Annotated in this window: 13 protein-coding genes; all 13 read left to right on the top strand. The window is 40.4% G+C overall.

Annotation, left to right across the window (positions count from 1 at the left end; genetic code table 11):
* Positions 1-558 (top strand): nucleotidyltransferase family protein, encoded by a 558-nt coding sequence (locus D0S48_RS04325; RefSeq protein WP_151110273.1) that lies wholly within the window; start codon positions 1-3, stop codon positions 556-558.
* A gap of 136 nt (positions 559-694) precedes the next feature.
* On the top strand, positions 695-1,234 hold the full coding sequence (gene cotE, locus D0S48_RS04320; RefSeq protein ID WP_144541801.1) for an outer spore coat protein CotE: 540 nt from the start codon (positions 695-697) through the stop codon (positions 1,232-1,234).
* A gap of 361 nt (positions 1,235-1,595) precedes the next feature.
* Positions 1,596-4,175 carry a DNA mismatch repair protein MutS gene (gene mutS, locus D0S48_RS04315; protein WP_151110271.1) on the top strand — a complete coding sequence of 860 codons (2,580 nt, stop codon included), beginning with the start codon at positions 1,596-1,598 and terminating at the stop codon, positions 4,173-4,175.
* A 23-nt stretch (positions 4,176-4,198) separates the two neighbouring features.
* Entirely contained in the window at positions 4,199-6,022 is a 1,824-nt protein-coding gene (gene mutL, locus D0S48_RS04310) for a DNA mismatch repair endonuclease MutL (RefSeq protein ID WP_151110269.1), read from the top strand.
* A 10-nt stretch (positions 6,023-6,032) separates the two neighbouring features.
* Positions 6,033-7,544 (top strand): glycerol kinase GlpK, encoded by a 1,512-nt coding sequence (gene glpK, locus D0S48_RS04305; protein ID WP_151110267.1) that lies wholly within the window; start codon positions 6,033-6,035, stop codon positions 7,542-7,544.
* Positions 7,545-9,197 carry a glycerol-3-phosphate dehydrogenase/oxidase gene (locus D0S48_RS04300; protein ID WP_144541809.1) on the top strand — a complete coding sequence of 551 codons (1,653 nt, stop codon included), beginning with the start codon at positions 7,545-7,547 and terminating at the stop codon, positions 9,195-9,197.
* Positions 9,194-10,114, top strand: a complete 921-nt coding sequence (locus D0S48_RS04295; protein ID WP_225321685.1) for an alpha/beta hydrolase — start codon at positions 9,194-9,196, stop codon at positions 10,112-10,114. The genes D0S48_RS04300 and D0S48_RS04295 overlap by 4 nt, the downstream gene beginning before the upstream one ends.
* Complete coding sequence (gene miaA, locus D0S48_RS04290; RefSeq protein WP_151110264.1) at positions 10,107-11,027, top strand: tRNA (adenosine(37)-N6)-dimethylallyltransferase MiaA; 921 nt, start codon at positions 10,107-10,109, stop codon at positions 11,025-11,027. Before D0S48_RS04295 ends, miaA begins: the two co-directional genes overlap by 8 nt.
* Positions 11,028-11,088: 61 nt before the next feature.
* On the top strand, positions 11,089-11,310 hold the full coding sequence (gene hfq, locus D0S48_RS04285) for an RNA chaperone Hfq (protein ID WP_144541813.1): 222 nt from the start codon (positions 11,089-11,091) through the stop codon (positions 11,308-11,310).
* A gap of 76 nt (positions 11,311-11,386) precedes the next feature.
* Positions 11,387-11,686: a rhodanese-like domain-containing protein gene (locus tag D0S48_RS04280; RefSeq protein WP_144541815.1), complete on the top strand. Its 300-nt coding sequence runs from the start codon at positions 11,387-11,389 to the stop codon at positions 11,684-11,686.
* A 143-nt stretch (positions 11,687-11,829) separates the two neighbouring features.
* A complete protein-coding gene (locus D0S48_RS04275) occupies positions 11,830-13,080 on the top strand; it encodes a methionine gamma-lyase family protein (protein ID WP_151110262.1) in 1,251 nt (416 codons plus the stop codon).
* Between the two features lie 137 nt (positions 13,081-13,217).
* Positions 13,218-13,601, top strand: a complete 384-nt coding sequence (locus D0S48_RS04270) for a MerR family transcriptional regulator (RefSeq protein ID WP_144541819.1) — start codon at positions 13,218-13,220, stop codon at positions 13,599-13,601.
* Between the two features lie 41 nt (positions 13,602-13,642).
* Positions 13,643-14,977, top strand: a complete 1,335-nt coding sequence (glnA, locus tag D0S48_RS04265) for a type I glutamate--ammonia ligase (RefSeq protein WP_144541821.1) — start codon at positions 13,643-13,645, stop codon at positions 14,975-14,977.
* The last annotated feature ends 87 nt before the right edge of the window (positions 14,978-15,064 follow it).

The following is a 15,064-nucleotide window of genomic DNA, read 5'->3' as shown; positions in this document are numbered from 1 at the left end:
ATGGATATTCAAACAGAGCAACAAATTACAGCTTTAATCGAGGCTGATGCTTGGATGATGGATTTATTGAGAGTTGTACAGAATTTGAAGCTTCCGGATTGGTGGATATGTGCTGGATTTGTACGCTCCAAAATATGGGATACATTGCATAATTATGACGCAAGAACTCCACTAGCAGATATTGATGTTATTTACTTTGACCCTAGTTGTCTAGATGAGGAAATGGAGAAAAGGATAGAGCAGAAGTTATTCGCTATCATGCCAGACATCCCTTGGTCAGTGAAAAATCAGGCGAGAATGCATGAAGTTAATAACCTCCCTCCTTATAAGTCTGCGACAGATGGAATAGCCAATTTTCCAGAAACGGTCACGGCTCTGGGCGTAAAACTAGAGGGGGATATGTTAATTATAACTGCTCCCCATGGAGTGTATGACGTCCTCCAGATGCATGTAAGACCAATTCCTAGATTTAATGCAAGCAGCGACCTTAAAGCGATTTATGAAAGACGTATGATGAATAAAAACTGGAAAGCTATATGGCCAAAGGTCGATGTATAACTAATGTCGAATACTCATGAGAAATGAAAAAATTTGTAGTTCTTTCCCTTTTTGTCTACACAACATCTTAAAACTGATGAACCGATTGGGCAAACGGTGCATATGATGTTATGACTTGAATACAAGGAGGAAGAACATGAAATATTTGCGACATATCGTGACGAAGGCAGTTGTTGCTAAAGGTAAGAAGAGAACGGAATCTTGTGAAACGCTTCGACCACCAAACACACCTTCTAGCATTTTAGGATGCTGGGTTATCAATCATACTTATCAATCCAAAAAACATGGGAAATTTGTAGAAGTAACAGGAAAATTTGATATCAATGTGTGGTATGCCCACCACGATCACTCCAAAACATCGGTATTTACTGAGACAGTGAACTATAAAGACCGCATCAAACTAAGCTTCAGAGATAAAGACTCTACTGGTGAAGAAGTGCATGTGCGTGTTATCCAGCAACCAAACTGCACAGAGGCTATCATTGTCAATGGTCAATTCCAAGTAACTGTAGAGAGAGAATTGCTTGCTGAGGTCGTTGGAGAAACAACTGTTTGTATACAAGTGTATGATGAAGACTTCGAGGAAGAATGGTCCTATGAAGATGAAAGCTCATCTAGTTCTTCTAGCTCTTCTTCCAGCTCATCTGAAGACTTCCACGATTCGTCCTCTCTTTAATAAGCCGGCGCAGTCCGGCTTTTTTTTATGGGGTAAAATAGTATATGTTTTTTCCTAATTGGTTGTAGAGACACATACGGAGATATGAAAGTGTAAGCTGTTGTCTAGCTCTGGCTTTATACTCAAGGTCATTTTGAATGAGGGGAATCCAACTGTAATAGCAAAGGTTAATACTTTTTAGGAGCGTAATAGCGGGAAGTTGAGTCCGAACTTGAGGAAGGTCAATGAAAGAGGAAAACAGATGCGCCTCTTTAGTAATGTGTTTTTTCCAACATAAAACAAATAAAAGAGCTCGCATTATGTCTGCTTCATTTATTTAATTTGTTATAATAGGTTTAGTAACAATGAGAAGAGGTTAACAATGACTACAATAACTCCAATGATGCAACAATACTTAAAGATTAAAGAAGACTACATAGATGCTTTTTTGTTTTTTCGTCTCGGCGATTTTTATGAACTCTTTCATGATGATGCGATTAAAGCAGCATCTATTTTGGAAATTACTTTAACAAGCAGGAAGGACGGCATTCCGATGTGTGGGGTGCCACACCATGCAGCTCAGAGTTATATTGAAACCTTGATCACAAAAGGGTATAAGGTGGCAATCTGTGAGCAGGTGGAGGATCCGAAAGTAGCAAAAGGGGTGGTAAAACGAGAGGTTGTACAACTCGTGACTCCAGGCACTCTAATGGAAGGAAAGTCGCTACAAAATAAAACGAATTATTTTATTGCATCTGCTGATTTACTGTCTACAGATGAAATCGTCTTCTCTTATCTAGACGTATCTACTGGTGATGGGTTTACTACTATTATAAAAGGCGACGAAAAGGAAGTAGTTCAGCAGCTATTAGCATTGCAAGCAAAGGAACTGATTGTAAGCGAGCAAATGTATTTAGTAATCAATGAATTATCCTCGATTCACAATTTTGTACTGTCTATCGAGCAGGAGGAGCTGACAGATGAAGAAGCAGAAAAGTATGTCAAGGATCATCCGGTTACTACACATCGTACCGTCAAAAGATTACTAAAATACATACAAAAAACACAAAAGAGATCGCTTTTACACATTCAGCCCTTAACTTTCCAAGAAAGAGAAGCATTCCTAGCAATGGATTACCATTCCAAACGCAATCTAGAACTTGTATCTTCTATCCGGAATGGAGATCAAAAGGGAACATTATTATGGTTGCTCGATGAGACAGTTACAGCAATGGGTGGAAGAAAATTAAAACAATGGATTCATCAGCCACTTGCCACTAAGCAGGCGATTGAATCTCGACTTGATATCGTCACAAGCTTCTTAGATGATTTCATGCTTAGAGAGGAAATTAAAGAACTGTTTAAAGAGGTATACGACTTAGAGCGTTTGGTCGGAAGAATAGGATTTGGAAGTGCAGGGGGTAGAGATCTTGCCCAGTTAAGACAGTCTCTTTCTAAAATCCCGCAGATTAAACAGCTGTTATTGGAAACGCAGGACGAAACGTTACAGCATTTGGGAGAAGCAATTGAGGATTGTCAGGATATATGGAGAAAACTTGCAGATGCAATTAGTGATCAACCACCGATTTCCGTGAAAGACGGAGGGGTTATTAAAAACGGCTATAACGAACGTTTAGACCAGCTTCGAGATGCTTCTGTTAACGGGAAAAAGTGGATAGCAGAGCTCGAGCAAAGAGAGCGTGAAATCACGGGAGCAAAAAATTTAAAAATAGGCTATAACAGAGTGTTTGGATATTATATCGAGCTGACCAAGTCGAATATCCATTATGCAGATGAATCTAGATATGTCCGGAAACAGACACTGGCAAATGCGGAACGGTACATAACGGACGAGCTGAAAGAAAAGGAATCTCTTATTCTATCTGCGGAGGACGAAAGCTTAGTGCTTGAATACGAACTTTTCACCGAGCTCCGAGAGGAAATTAAACATTATATTCCGCTTGTTCAAAAGCTGGCCAAACAAATTAGTGAGCTAGATGTGTATATTTCCTTTGCAGAAGTTGCTGAAAAACATCGTCTGACGAGACCTGTCTTTCATAATTCGAAAGCTATGATTATCAAAGAGGGCAGACATCCAGTTGTAGAGAAAATGATGAATAACCAATTATATGTCCCTAATGACTGTGTGCTCACTGAAGAAGAAAATATGATGCTAATTACTGGACCTAATATGTCTGGTAAGAGTACCTTTATGAGACAGGTGGCAATAACTGTCATTATGGCACAAATCGGTTGCTATGTACCAGCTAAATCAGCAGAATTGCCGATAGTAGATAAAATATTTACACGAATCGGAGCTGCAGATGACCTTGCTGGTGGTCAAAGTACTTTTATGATTGAAATGATGGAATCGCAACATGCCATTGTCAATGCAACAAGCAATAGTCTTCTTCTATTTGATGAAATTGGTCGAGGAACGTCCACATATGACGGCATGAGCCTTGCACAGGCGATGATGGAGTACATTCATAATCATATTGGGGCAAATACGTTATTTTCTACACATTATCATGAGCTGACGGAACTTGAGCAAACATTGTCCCATCTTCGAAATGTTCATGTAGCTGCTACGGAGAAGGATGGTAAGGTCGTATTTCTTCATAAGCTACAGGATGGGCCAGCAGATAAAAGCTATGGTATTCATGTGGCAGAGCTTGCGATGCTTCCGGAAGGAATTATCTCCAGAGCTCGGGAAATTCTTGATACCTTCGAGCAGCAGGACAAAAAGGAATCAAAAAAGGAGAATGAGGCAAATACTCAGCTATCATTTTTTGATGAGTTGCCTACTCCATCAACAGCTACTAAAATAGTGGAAGCGAAAACATCAGACAACGAAACAACAGAAAAAATAGTAAAAAGGCTTAAGAAGGTTAACATTTCGGGTACTACACCTTTAGAGGCTCTTCAATTATTATATGAACTGCAAAATGAGCTAGATTAAAACATAATAGGTGGTGAGCAACAATGGGGAAGATCGTCGTAATGGAAGAGCTTTTATCCAATAAAATAGCGGCGGGGGAAGTAGTGGAGCGTCCTGCCTCCGTCGTGAAGGAATTAGTGGAGAATGCCATTGATGCAGAAAGCACCTCCATTGAAATCATGCTACAAGAAGCAGGACTAGCAGAAATACAAGTAACCGACAACGGAAAAGGTATGGATGAAGAGGATGCTCTTCGTTCCTTTTCCAGACATGCCACTTCTAAAATAATGACTGAGCATGATTTGTTTCGTATTCGCACCCTAGGTTTTCGTGGGGAGGCACTTGCTAGTATTGCCTCTGTATCTAAAATCCTTCTATGGACATCGAATGGGGAAAACATCGGTACAAAGGTGGAATTAGAAGGCGGGAAGATTCAATCTTGTACCCCGGCTCCCATTCGCCGAGGGACTGATATCGTTGTGAAGCAGTTGTTCTTTAACACACCAGCACGACTTAAATATTTGAAAACTATTCAAACGGAGCTAGGTCATACTATCGATCTTATTAATAGGCTAGCACTTAGCTTTCCTAAAATAGCTTTTAAGCTTTCACACAACGACCAAACGATCCTACAAACTAGTGGCCGCGGAGATTTGAGACAGGTTCTTGCCTCGATCTACGGAGTGTCCAATGCTAGAAAAATGATTAAATTTGAGGCAGAGTCCTCTGATTTTAAAATTTCCGGATATGGTACGCTTCCTGAGGTTACGAGAGCATCTAAAAACTATATGACGATTCTTGTCAATGGCCGTTGGGTAAAGCATTACGGGCTGAACAATGCAATTGTAGAGGCGTATCATACCTTACTCCCAATAGGTCGTTATCCGATTGTCGTATTGAACATAGAAACAGATCCAATGCTAACGGATGTGAATGTTCATCCAGCGAAGCATCAAGTCCGGCTGAGTAAGGAAAAGGAACTGATGGAGCTTGTGAAGAAGACCATCCGTTCTGTTATGCATCGCTCTCAGCAGCCACCGGAGATTAAAGAAAAACCCGTAAGGTCAAAGCCACAGCCTAGCTACCAGTTTGACTTTTTTAAACAAACCTACGAGTCGGTAAAGCCTCCTCAGAATGAGGAGCAAGATACTACGACTCCTATAGCTACTTCTACTCCATTAGGCCCTGAAGACACCAATTGGGGAGGAACCCCTAAGGTCTATGAGGAATCGTCTCCTCTTACGGAAGAAGTATACCCAGAAGAAATCACAGAACAAAAAGAGCCGTTTCCAGATCTTCATGTGGTTGGTCAAATCCATGGTACATATATTGTGGCGCAAAGTGAGGATGGGTTTTACTTGATTGACCAGCATGCGGCTCAAGAACGCGTCAAATACGAGTATTATAAAGAAAAGGTAGGAGAGGTCGATGCAACTGAGCGCCAAGCGCTTTTATTGCCACTCACATTCCACTACTCTTTAGATGAATACTATCGTATTAAGGAATCTTTGGAGGAGCTACACAAAGTAGGGATATTCTTAGAGGAATTTGGTTCTTCCAGCTTTGTTGTCAGAGACCATCCAGCTTGGTTTCCTAAGGGGCATGAAACGAAAATTATCGAAGGACTGATCGAGCAAGTATTGACGAACCGAAAAACAGATATTAAAAAGCTTCGGGAAGAAGCTGCGATCATGATGAGCTGTAAGCTCTCGATTAAAGCAAACCATTATTTAACTTTACATGACATGGAGCAGTTGCTAGTCAGCCTTAAAAATGCAAAGCATCCACTGACTTGTCCGCACGGTAGACCAGTCATTGTCCATTTTTCTACGTATGAAATTGAAAAGATGTTCAAAAGAGTAATGTAGGAGGGGTTATATGGGGAAGTATATTTTATCAATTGATCAAGGAACCACTAGTTCAAGGGCTATTCTGTTTGATAAGGAAGGTAACATCGTTCATTCTTCTCAAAAGGAATTCAAGCAGCATTTTCCGAAATCAGGCTGGGTAGAGCATGACGCAAAAGAAATTTGGGGAACTGTGCTCTCGGTATTGGCGGCCGTATTAACGGAGAGTGGAAGTCAGCCGGGAGATGTCCATGCAATAGGGATAACCAATCAGCGGGAAACGACAGTTGTCTGGAACAAGCATACAGGCAAACCTGTATATAATGCGATTGTCTGGCAATCAAGACAGACTCAGTCTATTATCGATGATCTTAAGAAGGATGATCTAGAATCTTTCTTTCAAGAAAAAACAGGCTTAAGACTGGATCCTTACTTTTCGGCAACGAAGGTCAAGTGGATTTTAGATAATGTCGAGGGGGCAAGAGAGCAGGCAGAGGCTGGAGAACTGCTGTTTGGGACCATTGATACATGGTTAATCTGGAAGCTTTCAGATGGAAAAGCACATGTCACAGATTATTCAAATGCCTCTCGAACGATGATGTATAATATTTTCGAGCAAGAGTGGGATCAAGAGATTTGCGAGAAGTTAAATATACCGATGAACATGCTACCTACAGTTGCTTCCTCCTCAGAAGTTTATGCAAAGACAGATCCATCTGTTTTCTTTGGCAAGGAGGTAGACATAGCTGGTGCCGCAGGAGATCAACAGGCTGCCTTGTTCGGTCAATGCTGCTTTGAAAAGGGCATGGCGAAAAATACCTACGGTACAGGTTGCTTCATGCTATTAAATACCGGGGAGGAAGCCGTAACATCTGACTCTGGTCTACTAACGACAATTGCTTGGGGCTTGGATGGTAAAGTCACATACGCATTAGAGGGAAGTGTATTTGTGGCTGGTTCAGCCATACAATGGCTACGAGATGGACTCCGTATGCTAAAACATGCAAGTGAATCTGAGAACTACGCAAAACGAGTCGACTCTACAGAAGGTGTCTATGTCGTACCTGCCTTTGTTGGCTTAGGAACCCCATATTGGGATTCTGATGCAAGAGGTTCAATTTTTGGGCTCACACGAGGCACAACCAAGGAGCACTTTATACGTGCGACACTGGAGTCACTTGCCTATCAATCAAAGGATGTTTTAGATACGATGATGAAGGATTCTGGTGTGGAGGTAGAAGTTCTCCGAGTAGACGGTGGGGCAGTAAGTAACGAATTTCTCATGCAGTTCCAAAGTGATTTGTTAAATTTACCGGTAGAGCTAGCGAAGCTCAATGAGACAACAGCACTTGGTGCTGCATTCCTAGCGGGATTGGCAACGGGATTTTGGAAGGATGAGCAAGAGCTTTCGAACATGAGAGAAAGCCAGCGCTTGTATGAGCCGGAAATGGATGAGGAAAAACGTAAGAGATTATATAAGGGCTGGAAACTTGCCGTAGAAGCAACAAGACTATTCAAAATATCAGAACAAGGAGTGGACTAAGTGAAATCTTCAGTAGAACGTGAGCAAATACTTAACACACTAAACTTTTACGAATTTGACGTATTAGTAATCGGAGGCGGGATTACTGGTGCAGGTATTGCCCTAGATGCAGTAACAAGAGGTATGTCTGTAGCCTTGATAGAAATGCAAGACTTTGCAGCAGGGACATCTAGTAGATCTACAAAACTGATCCATGGTGGTTTGCGTTACCTTAAGCAAATGGAAATAAAAATGGTTGCGGAGGTCGGAAAAGAACGAGAAATCGTATATGAAAATGCGGTTCATGTTTCTAAGCCTACCGGTATGCTTCTACCGTTCCATAAGCAAGGGACATTCGGACCTTTAAGCACTTCTGCTGGCCTTAAGCTTTATGATTATCTAGCAGGAGTCAAAAAGGAAGAGCGTCGTTTGATGCTTTCTGCAAAGGAAACATTAGAAAGAGAACCTTTAGTAAAAAGTAAAGACCTTCTTGGTGGAGGCTATTATGTAGAGTACGTGACAGACGACGCAAGGCTAACGATTGAAGTTGTAAAGAAAGCGATTGAAAAGGGTGCTGTTTGCTTAAACTATGCTAAAGCTAGATCATTCCTTTATAACGACGAAAACAAAGTGGTCGGTGCTGAAATTGTAGACATGGTAACGAACAAAAGAATAGCAATCCATGCTAAAAAAGTAGTTAATGCGACTGGACCATGGGTTGATGGTGTGAGAGCACTTGATGCAATCGAAAACAAAAAAAAGCTGCGACTAACTAAAGGTATTCATGTAGTAATTGACCAATCTATTTTCCCTCTCCGTCAGGCAATTTATTTTGATACACCTGATAAGCGAATGGTATTTGCTATACCTAGAGATGGAAAAACATATGTTGGAACGACAGACACCTTCTTTGAAGGCAAAATTCAAAATCCAGTAGCTACGCTAGAGGATGTGGAATACTTAATAGATGCGATTCACTATATGTTCCCTGATGTAAGAGTTGGAGTAGAGCATGTAGAATCCACATGGGCTGGTGTACGACCTTTAATATACGAAGATGGTAAAGACCCTTCTGAAATTTCCCGGAAGGATGAGATTTGGCAATCGGAGGCTGGCCTTCTAACAATAGCGGGTGGTAAGCTGACAGGCTATCGCAAAATGGCAGAGACGATTGTAGATAAAATTTCCAAGCAGCTTGGGGACGAAAAGTATGGTCCTTGTGTAACGAAACATTTAAATTTATCCGGTGGAGAAACTGGGGGCTCTGAGCAATTTGAAGGTTTTGTTACAGTAAAAGAACAAATTGCTCCTTCTTATGGTTTGTCACGTGAGGAAGGTAGAAGATTAGCTAAACTCTATGGCTCTAATGTAGATAAAGTATTTCAATACGCTCATATTCTATCTACAGTCCCTTCAAATTTACCGCTTGGTCTGCTTGCGCAGGTGTATTATGCAGTTCATGAGGAAATGGCATATTCTCCAGTGGATTTCTTAGTTAGAAGAACTGGTATGCTCTATTTCCATATCGATCAGTATAAAATGTATAAGGATGAAGTATTAAATGTTATGAAGCAATTGCTCCAATATTCTAAGGAAGAGACCGAAAGTTATTCGCAACAATTGGAAGAAGCATTACTAGATGCTATGTTTTCGGAAGGTAGTGTTGTCGAGTGAAGGAAATTTTAGAAGCGAAGATGTCAGATGGTCATCTCATTTATGTAATGAAAAATGTACCAAATGATACACCAATCGGCCATGTACACCTTTTACATGGCTTGGCCGAACATATCGATCGTTATGATGCATTTGTGCATTTCCTAGTCGATAAGGGTTTTATCGTCAGTGGACATGATCATCGGGGACATGGTAAGACTGCTGGAAAAAATGGTAAGCTAGGTTATTTTGCAGACCATTCAGGCTTCGAGAGAATAACAGAGGATGTACGAGAGGTATTGATAACCGTCCGAGAAGGAATAGGCGAAATTCCTGTTATTTTATTTGGTCATAGCATGGGCTCGTTTGTAGCCCGTCGATATATGCAAAAATATAGTAACTCCCTGTCTAAAGTTATTCTAAGTGGTACAGCATTTGACCCTGGCGTAATGGGAGACATGGGAAGGTTAATTGGTAAAGTAGCTTCTAAGATAAAATCACCGCAAGCGGAAAGCCCATTGCTTAACTCGCTTGCCTTCGGTGGATTCAACAAGCAAATCGATCAACCAGAGACTCAGTTTGACTGGTTGAGCACTGACAAGGTAGAGGTAAATAAATATATTGAAGATCCACTTTGTGGATTTATCCCATCTAACCAGCTGTACGTGGATATGTTCGGTGGGATGAGATCCATTCATAAGGAATCGGAAATCATGAAAATTCGCAAAGATTTGCCAGTGCTGCTCATTAGCGGTGGGAAGGATCCTGTCGGAAAAGACGGCAAGGACATTTTTAAAGTAGCGGAAGGTATGAAAAAAGCAGGCATGAGGGATATAACCGTGCAAGTGGTGGAAGGTGCAAGACATGAACTCTTAAAGGAAAAGGGAAAAGATAAAACAATGGACTACATTTACAAATGGATGATGAAGGATGAATAAAAAACCAGCTGTTATTGCAATTGTTGGGCCAACCGCAGTAGGTAAAACGGCGTTAAGCATTGAGCTAGCAAAGGCTTACAATGGGGAAATCATCAATGGTGACTCCATGCAGGTTTATCGAGAGTTAAACATCGGTACCGCGAAAATTACAGAAGATGAAATGGCAGGAGTTCCACACCATCTGTTGGACATCAAGGATCCGACAGATGGCTTCTCTGTAGCAGAGTACCAAAAACTTGTACGAGACAAAATAGAAGAAATAGCTTCTAGAGGTAAAGTGCCCATTATTGTTGGGGGAACTGGTCTTTATGTGCAATCGGTATTATATGACTTCCGCTTTACGGAACAGCCAAAACTAGCTAGCACAAGGATACAGGAGCTTGAATGCCTTAAAGCGGAAGAATTATATGCAAGACTTCTAAAAAAAGATCCAGAGGCTGCTAAGGATATCCATCCGAACAACGTCCAAAGAGTAATCCGTGCAATTGAGAGGCTAGAGCTTACTGGAATGCAGCGAGATGAAATTGAACAAAAACAAGGACATGAAAAGGTTTATCCCCATTATATTATTGGTCTTAATATCGACCGCGAAGTACTCTATGAGCGCATTAACAAACGAGTAGATATCATGGTGGAGCAGGGGCTGTTGCAGGAAGTAAAGGGACTTTATGACAATGGTATTAGGAACTCGCAATCCATCCAAGCGATTGGATACAAAGAAATTTATGAATATTTGGATGGGAAGATAACCCTTGAAGAAGCACTTGAGAGATTGAAGCAAAACTCTAGAAGATATGCCAAGCGTCAGCTAACCTATTTCCGTAACAAAATGGATATTCATTGGTTTAATCCGTTTGAAGACAATAAAAGAATTTTAGAAGAAATTAATAGCTTTTTGCAGGAGAATAAATAATTAAGGCGAATAGTTAAAGTGTTAGGGTATTTTAGCGTAAAATGCAAACGGGGGTATTAAGATGAAACCGATGAATATTCAAGACAATTATTTAAATCAGTTAAGAAAGAACGAGATTTTTGTAACAGTATTTCTTTTAAATGGTTTCCAATTAAAAGGAACAGTTAAATCATATGACAATTTCACAGTATTGTTTGAATCAGATGGGAAGCAACAGTTAATTTATAAGCATGCGATTTCTACGTTTGCTCCATCTAAACCTGTTAAATTATCAGAAGAGTAAAATCGAATCCATTGACAGTTCCACTTGCTCCTATTATTATTTGATAGAATCTTTAAATGAAGTGGAGAGGTTAAATATGAAGACTATTACGACAGATGAGCTTCTAAAAAAAATAGATGCAGGCGAACAAGTAAATATTATTGATGTACGTGAACAAGAGGAAGTGGATGCAGGTATTATTCCTGGAGCAAAGCATATCGCATTAGGGCAAGTGGAAACAAGCTTGGATCAAATCGACCCGTCCGTTCCTCATTACATAATTTGCAAGGCTGGTGGACGCAGTGCAATGGCTTGCGAAATTCTAGAAGAGAATGGTTACGACGTAACTAATGTGACAGGCGGAATGATGGCCTGGGACGGCGAAGTACAATTCTAATATCTACTATACAAAGGGGCTAATTTCATTTTTTGAAATTAGTCTTTTCTCTTTTATCAAAAGGAAGTAATGCTTTCATAAATGAAAGTATATTTTTATCCAACAAAACACAAAGTACAACGAATAGAATTAGGAGATGCATCATGGAATTTATAACTACTTTATCAAAGAATATAACAGAATTGGCAGAATCAGCTGAATCTAAGATTGTCGAACAACATAGAGAAGTGGAAGGAATTGCTTTTCACAATCAACAGAAAGTGCTTCATGCATTTAAGGAGCATCACGTAAGTGACCATCATTTTAACCCTTCAACTGGATATGGCTACGATGATGAAGGACGTGATACATTAGAAAAAGTGTATGCAACGACTTTTGGAGCAGAGGCGGCGCTTGTTCGACCGCAAATCATCAGTGGTACGCATGCGATTTCTATTAGCCTATTTGGAGTTTTACGCCCAGACGATGAATTATTATATATAACTGGGAAACCCTATGATACATTGCAATCGATTGTCAGTGGTGGAGAAGAGGACACTGGATCTCTAAAAGACTTTGGCATTAACTATCAGCACATTGACCTGTTAGAAGATGGTGCTGTGGACTGGGAAGCAGTAAAAAATGCAATACACGACAAAACCAAGGTAGTGGCGATTCAACGGTCTAAAGGTTATGCAGTCCGTCCTTCCTTCACAGTGAATCAAATTAAGGATATGGTCGAAAAAATTAGAGGCATCAAAAAGGATGTCATTATCTTTGTTGACAACTGCTATGGAGAGTTCGTTGAAACCCTTGAGCCAACTAACGTCGGAGTTGATTTGATGGCTGGTTCTCTTATTAAAAACCCAGGTGGCGGTATCGCTAAAACTGGTGGTTATATTGCAGGAAAAAAAGAATTTGTTACAAAATGCGCTTATAGAATGACTTCACCGGGTATAGGTTCAGAGGCGGGTGCTTCACTGAATACATTATTAGATATGTATCAGGGATTTTTCCTAGCTCCACATGTCGTTTCGCAAGCGGTAAAAGGAGCTATCTTTACCTCAGCAGTTTTGGAGGAAGTAGGCATGACAACCGAGCCTCATTATTCACAGAAGCGTACGGATTTAATACAATCCGTCTCCTTTCAGACGCCAGATCAAATGATTCAGTTCTGCAAGGCAATCCAAGCACATTCACCTATTAATGCACAGTTTGCGCCAGAACCAGCTTACATGCCAGGCTATGAGGATGATGTAATAATGGCTGCTGGAACCTTTATACAAGGCTCAAGCATGGAACTAACTGCAGATGGACCGATTCGTCCTCCTTATACTGCTTTTATCCAAGGTGGATTGACATATGAACATGTGAAATATGCGATTTTGGGGGCAGTTCAGTCTTTATATAAATAACAAAAAAATACCACTTTCTAAAAATAGAGAGTGGTTTAATTTTTTTGAAAATTTTATGTAAGAATTGTTGACATGGTGTTGACATGTTAGCTAACATCACATATACTATGTTTATAACCTACATAGGAGGTGCAGCGATGGAAAAGGAATGGAGACGTTCCATGCCACTGCTATCGATGAATATTGTCATGCAGCTAACAGGATTAACAGCAAGACAAATTCGATATTATGAAGAGCAAGAATTAGTTCAGCCTGCACGAACGGAAGGTAAGCAACGCATGTTCTCATTAGACGATATCGATGTCCTGCTAGAGATTAAAGACTTATTGAAATCTGGTGTGAACATAGCCGGTATTAAACAAATTTTTGAGATGAAGAAAAATCCTGCAACCTCCAAGGACGTCCGACAAGTAATCTCTGATCAGGAGTTACGCGAAATTGTTAAGGAAGAAATGCGATTGGCACAAAGACAGCAGCGAGCTTCTTTGAGGCAGGGGGACTTATCTCGCTTTTTTCGTTAAGTGAGTTTAAAAAAATATCAAATATTTAGGAGAGTGGAAAAATGAGTAAGTATACAAAAGAAGACATCAAAAAGTTCGTTCAAGAGAATGAGGTGAATTTTATTCGTCTTCAGTTTACAGACATACTAGGTACGATTAAAAACGTGGAAATTCCAGTGAGTCAGCTCGACAAAGCTCTTGATAATAAAATGATGTTTGACGGATCTTCTATCGAAGGATTTGTTCGTATTGAAGAATCTGATATGTACTTAGTTCCAGATTTAAATTCGTGGGTAGTATTCCCTTGGATTACAGGAAAAGGGAAAGTGGCTCGTTTAATCTGTGATGTAAATAAAGCAGACGGAACTCCATTTGCTGGGGATCCTCGTAGTAACTTAAAAAGAATTTTAAAAGAAATGGAAGAATTAGGGTTCACTAGCTTTAACTTAGGGCCAGAGCCGGAATTTTTCCTATTCAAATTAGATGCTCAAGGTGAGCCGACGCTAGACTTAAATGACCATGGTGGTTATTTCGATTTAGCTCCAGTAGATCTTGGAGAAAACTGCCGTCGTGATATCGTACTTGAGTTAGAGGAAATGGGCTTTGAAATTGAAGCATCTCACCATGAAGTAGCTCCAGGGCAACATGAAATTGACTTCAAATATGCGGATGCTATCACTGCTTGTGACAACATTCAAACATTTAAGCTAGTAGTTAAAACGATTGCACGTAAACACGGATTGCATGCAACATTCATGCCAAAACCATTATTCGGTGTTAACGGTTCAGGAATGCACTTTAACGTATCATTATTTAAAGGTAAAGAAAATGCATTCTTCGATGAGTCAGCAGACATGAAAATGAGCGAAACATCTATGCAATTCATGGCCGGTGTATTAAAACACGTCCAAAGCTTCACTGCAATTACAAACCCGACTGTAAACTCATATAAACGTTTAGTCCCTGGTTACGAAGCGCCTTGCTACGTTGCATGGTCTGGTCAAAACCGTAGTCCACTGATTCGAATTCCTTCTTCTAGAGGATTAAGTACTCGTATCGAGGTTCGCTCAGTAGACCCAGCTGCAAACCCATACTTAGCTATGGCTGTAATTCTTCAAGCTGGATTAGATGGTATCAAAAACAAATTAACACCACCGCCAGCTGTAGACCGTAACATTTATGTTATGACAGAAGAAGAGCGTATTGAAAACGGTATTCATAACTTACCACCATCATTACACGCAGCTATCCAAGAACTTGGTAAAAATGAGATTATCCGCGGAGCTCTAGGCGAACACATCTACGCTAACTTCGTAGAAGCAAAAGAAATCGAATGGGATATGTTCCGTACAACTGTACACCCATGGGAACGTGAGCAATACTTGAAGATGTATTAAGCTTGTAGTATAGGGGTTTAGAGGCTTTTGATATGGGGTGTTTTTATAAAATGGTTCAGCGAAATACATTGCACCCCATATTCACCC

Source organism: Psychrobacillus sp. AK 1817, assembly GCF_008807035.1.
Classification (GTDB): domain Bacteria; phylum Bacillota; class Bacilli; order Bacillales_A; family Planococcaceae; genus Psychrobacillus; species Psychrobacillus faecigallinarum.
Note: the sequence above shows the minus strand (reverse complement) of the source record. Positions and strands in the feature narration are given on the sequence as shown.

Coding starts and splice junctions, on each gene's coding strand:
- D0S48_RS04325 (WP_151110273.1), top strand. CDS start 1: ATGGATATTCAAACAGAGCAACAAATTACAGCTTTAATCGAGGCTGAT.
- cotE (WP_144541801.1), top strand. CDS start 695: ATGAAATATTTGCGACATATCGTGACGAAGGCAGTTGTTGCTAAAGGT.
- mutS (WP_151110271.1), top strand. CDS start 1,596: ATGACTACAATAACTCCAATGATGCAACAATACTTAAAGATTAAAGAA.
- mutL (WP_151110269.1), top strand. CDS start 4,199: ATGGGGAAGATCGTCGTAATGGAAGAGCTTTTATCCAATAAAATAGCG.
- glpK (WP_151110267.1), top strand. CDS start 6,033: ATGGGGAAGTATATTTTATCAATTGATCAAGGAACCACTAGTTCAAGG.
- miaA (WP_151110264.1), top strand. CDS start 10,107: ATGAATAAAAAACCAGCTGTTATTGCAATTGTTGGGCCAACCGCAGTA.
- hfq (WP_144541813.1), top strand. CDS start 11,089: ATGAAACCGATGAATATTCAAGACAATTATTTAAATCAGTTAAGAAAG.
- D0S48_RS04280 (WP_144541815.1), top strand. CDS start 11,387: ATGAAGACTATTACGACAGATGAGCTTCTAAAAAAAATAGATGCAGGC.
- D0S48_RS04275 (WP_151110262.1), top strand. CDS start 11,830: ATGGAATTTATAACTACTTTATCAAAGAATATAACAGAATTGGCAGAA.
- D0S48_RS04270 (WP_144541819.1), top strand. CDS start 13,218: ATGGAAAAGGAATGGAGACGTTCCATGCCACTGCTATCGATGAATATT.
- glnA (WP_144541821.1), top strand. CDS start 13,643: ATGAGTAAGTATACAAAAGAAGACATCAAAAAGTTCGTTCAAGAGAAT.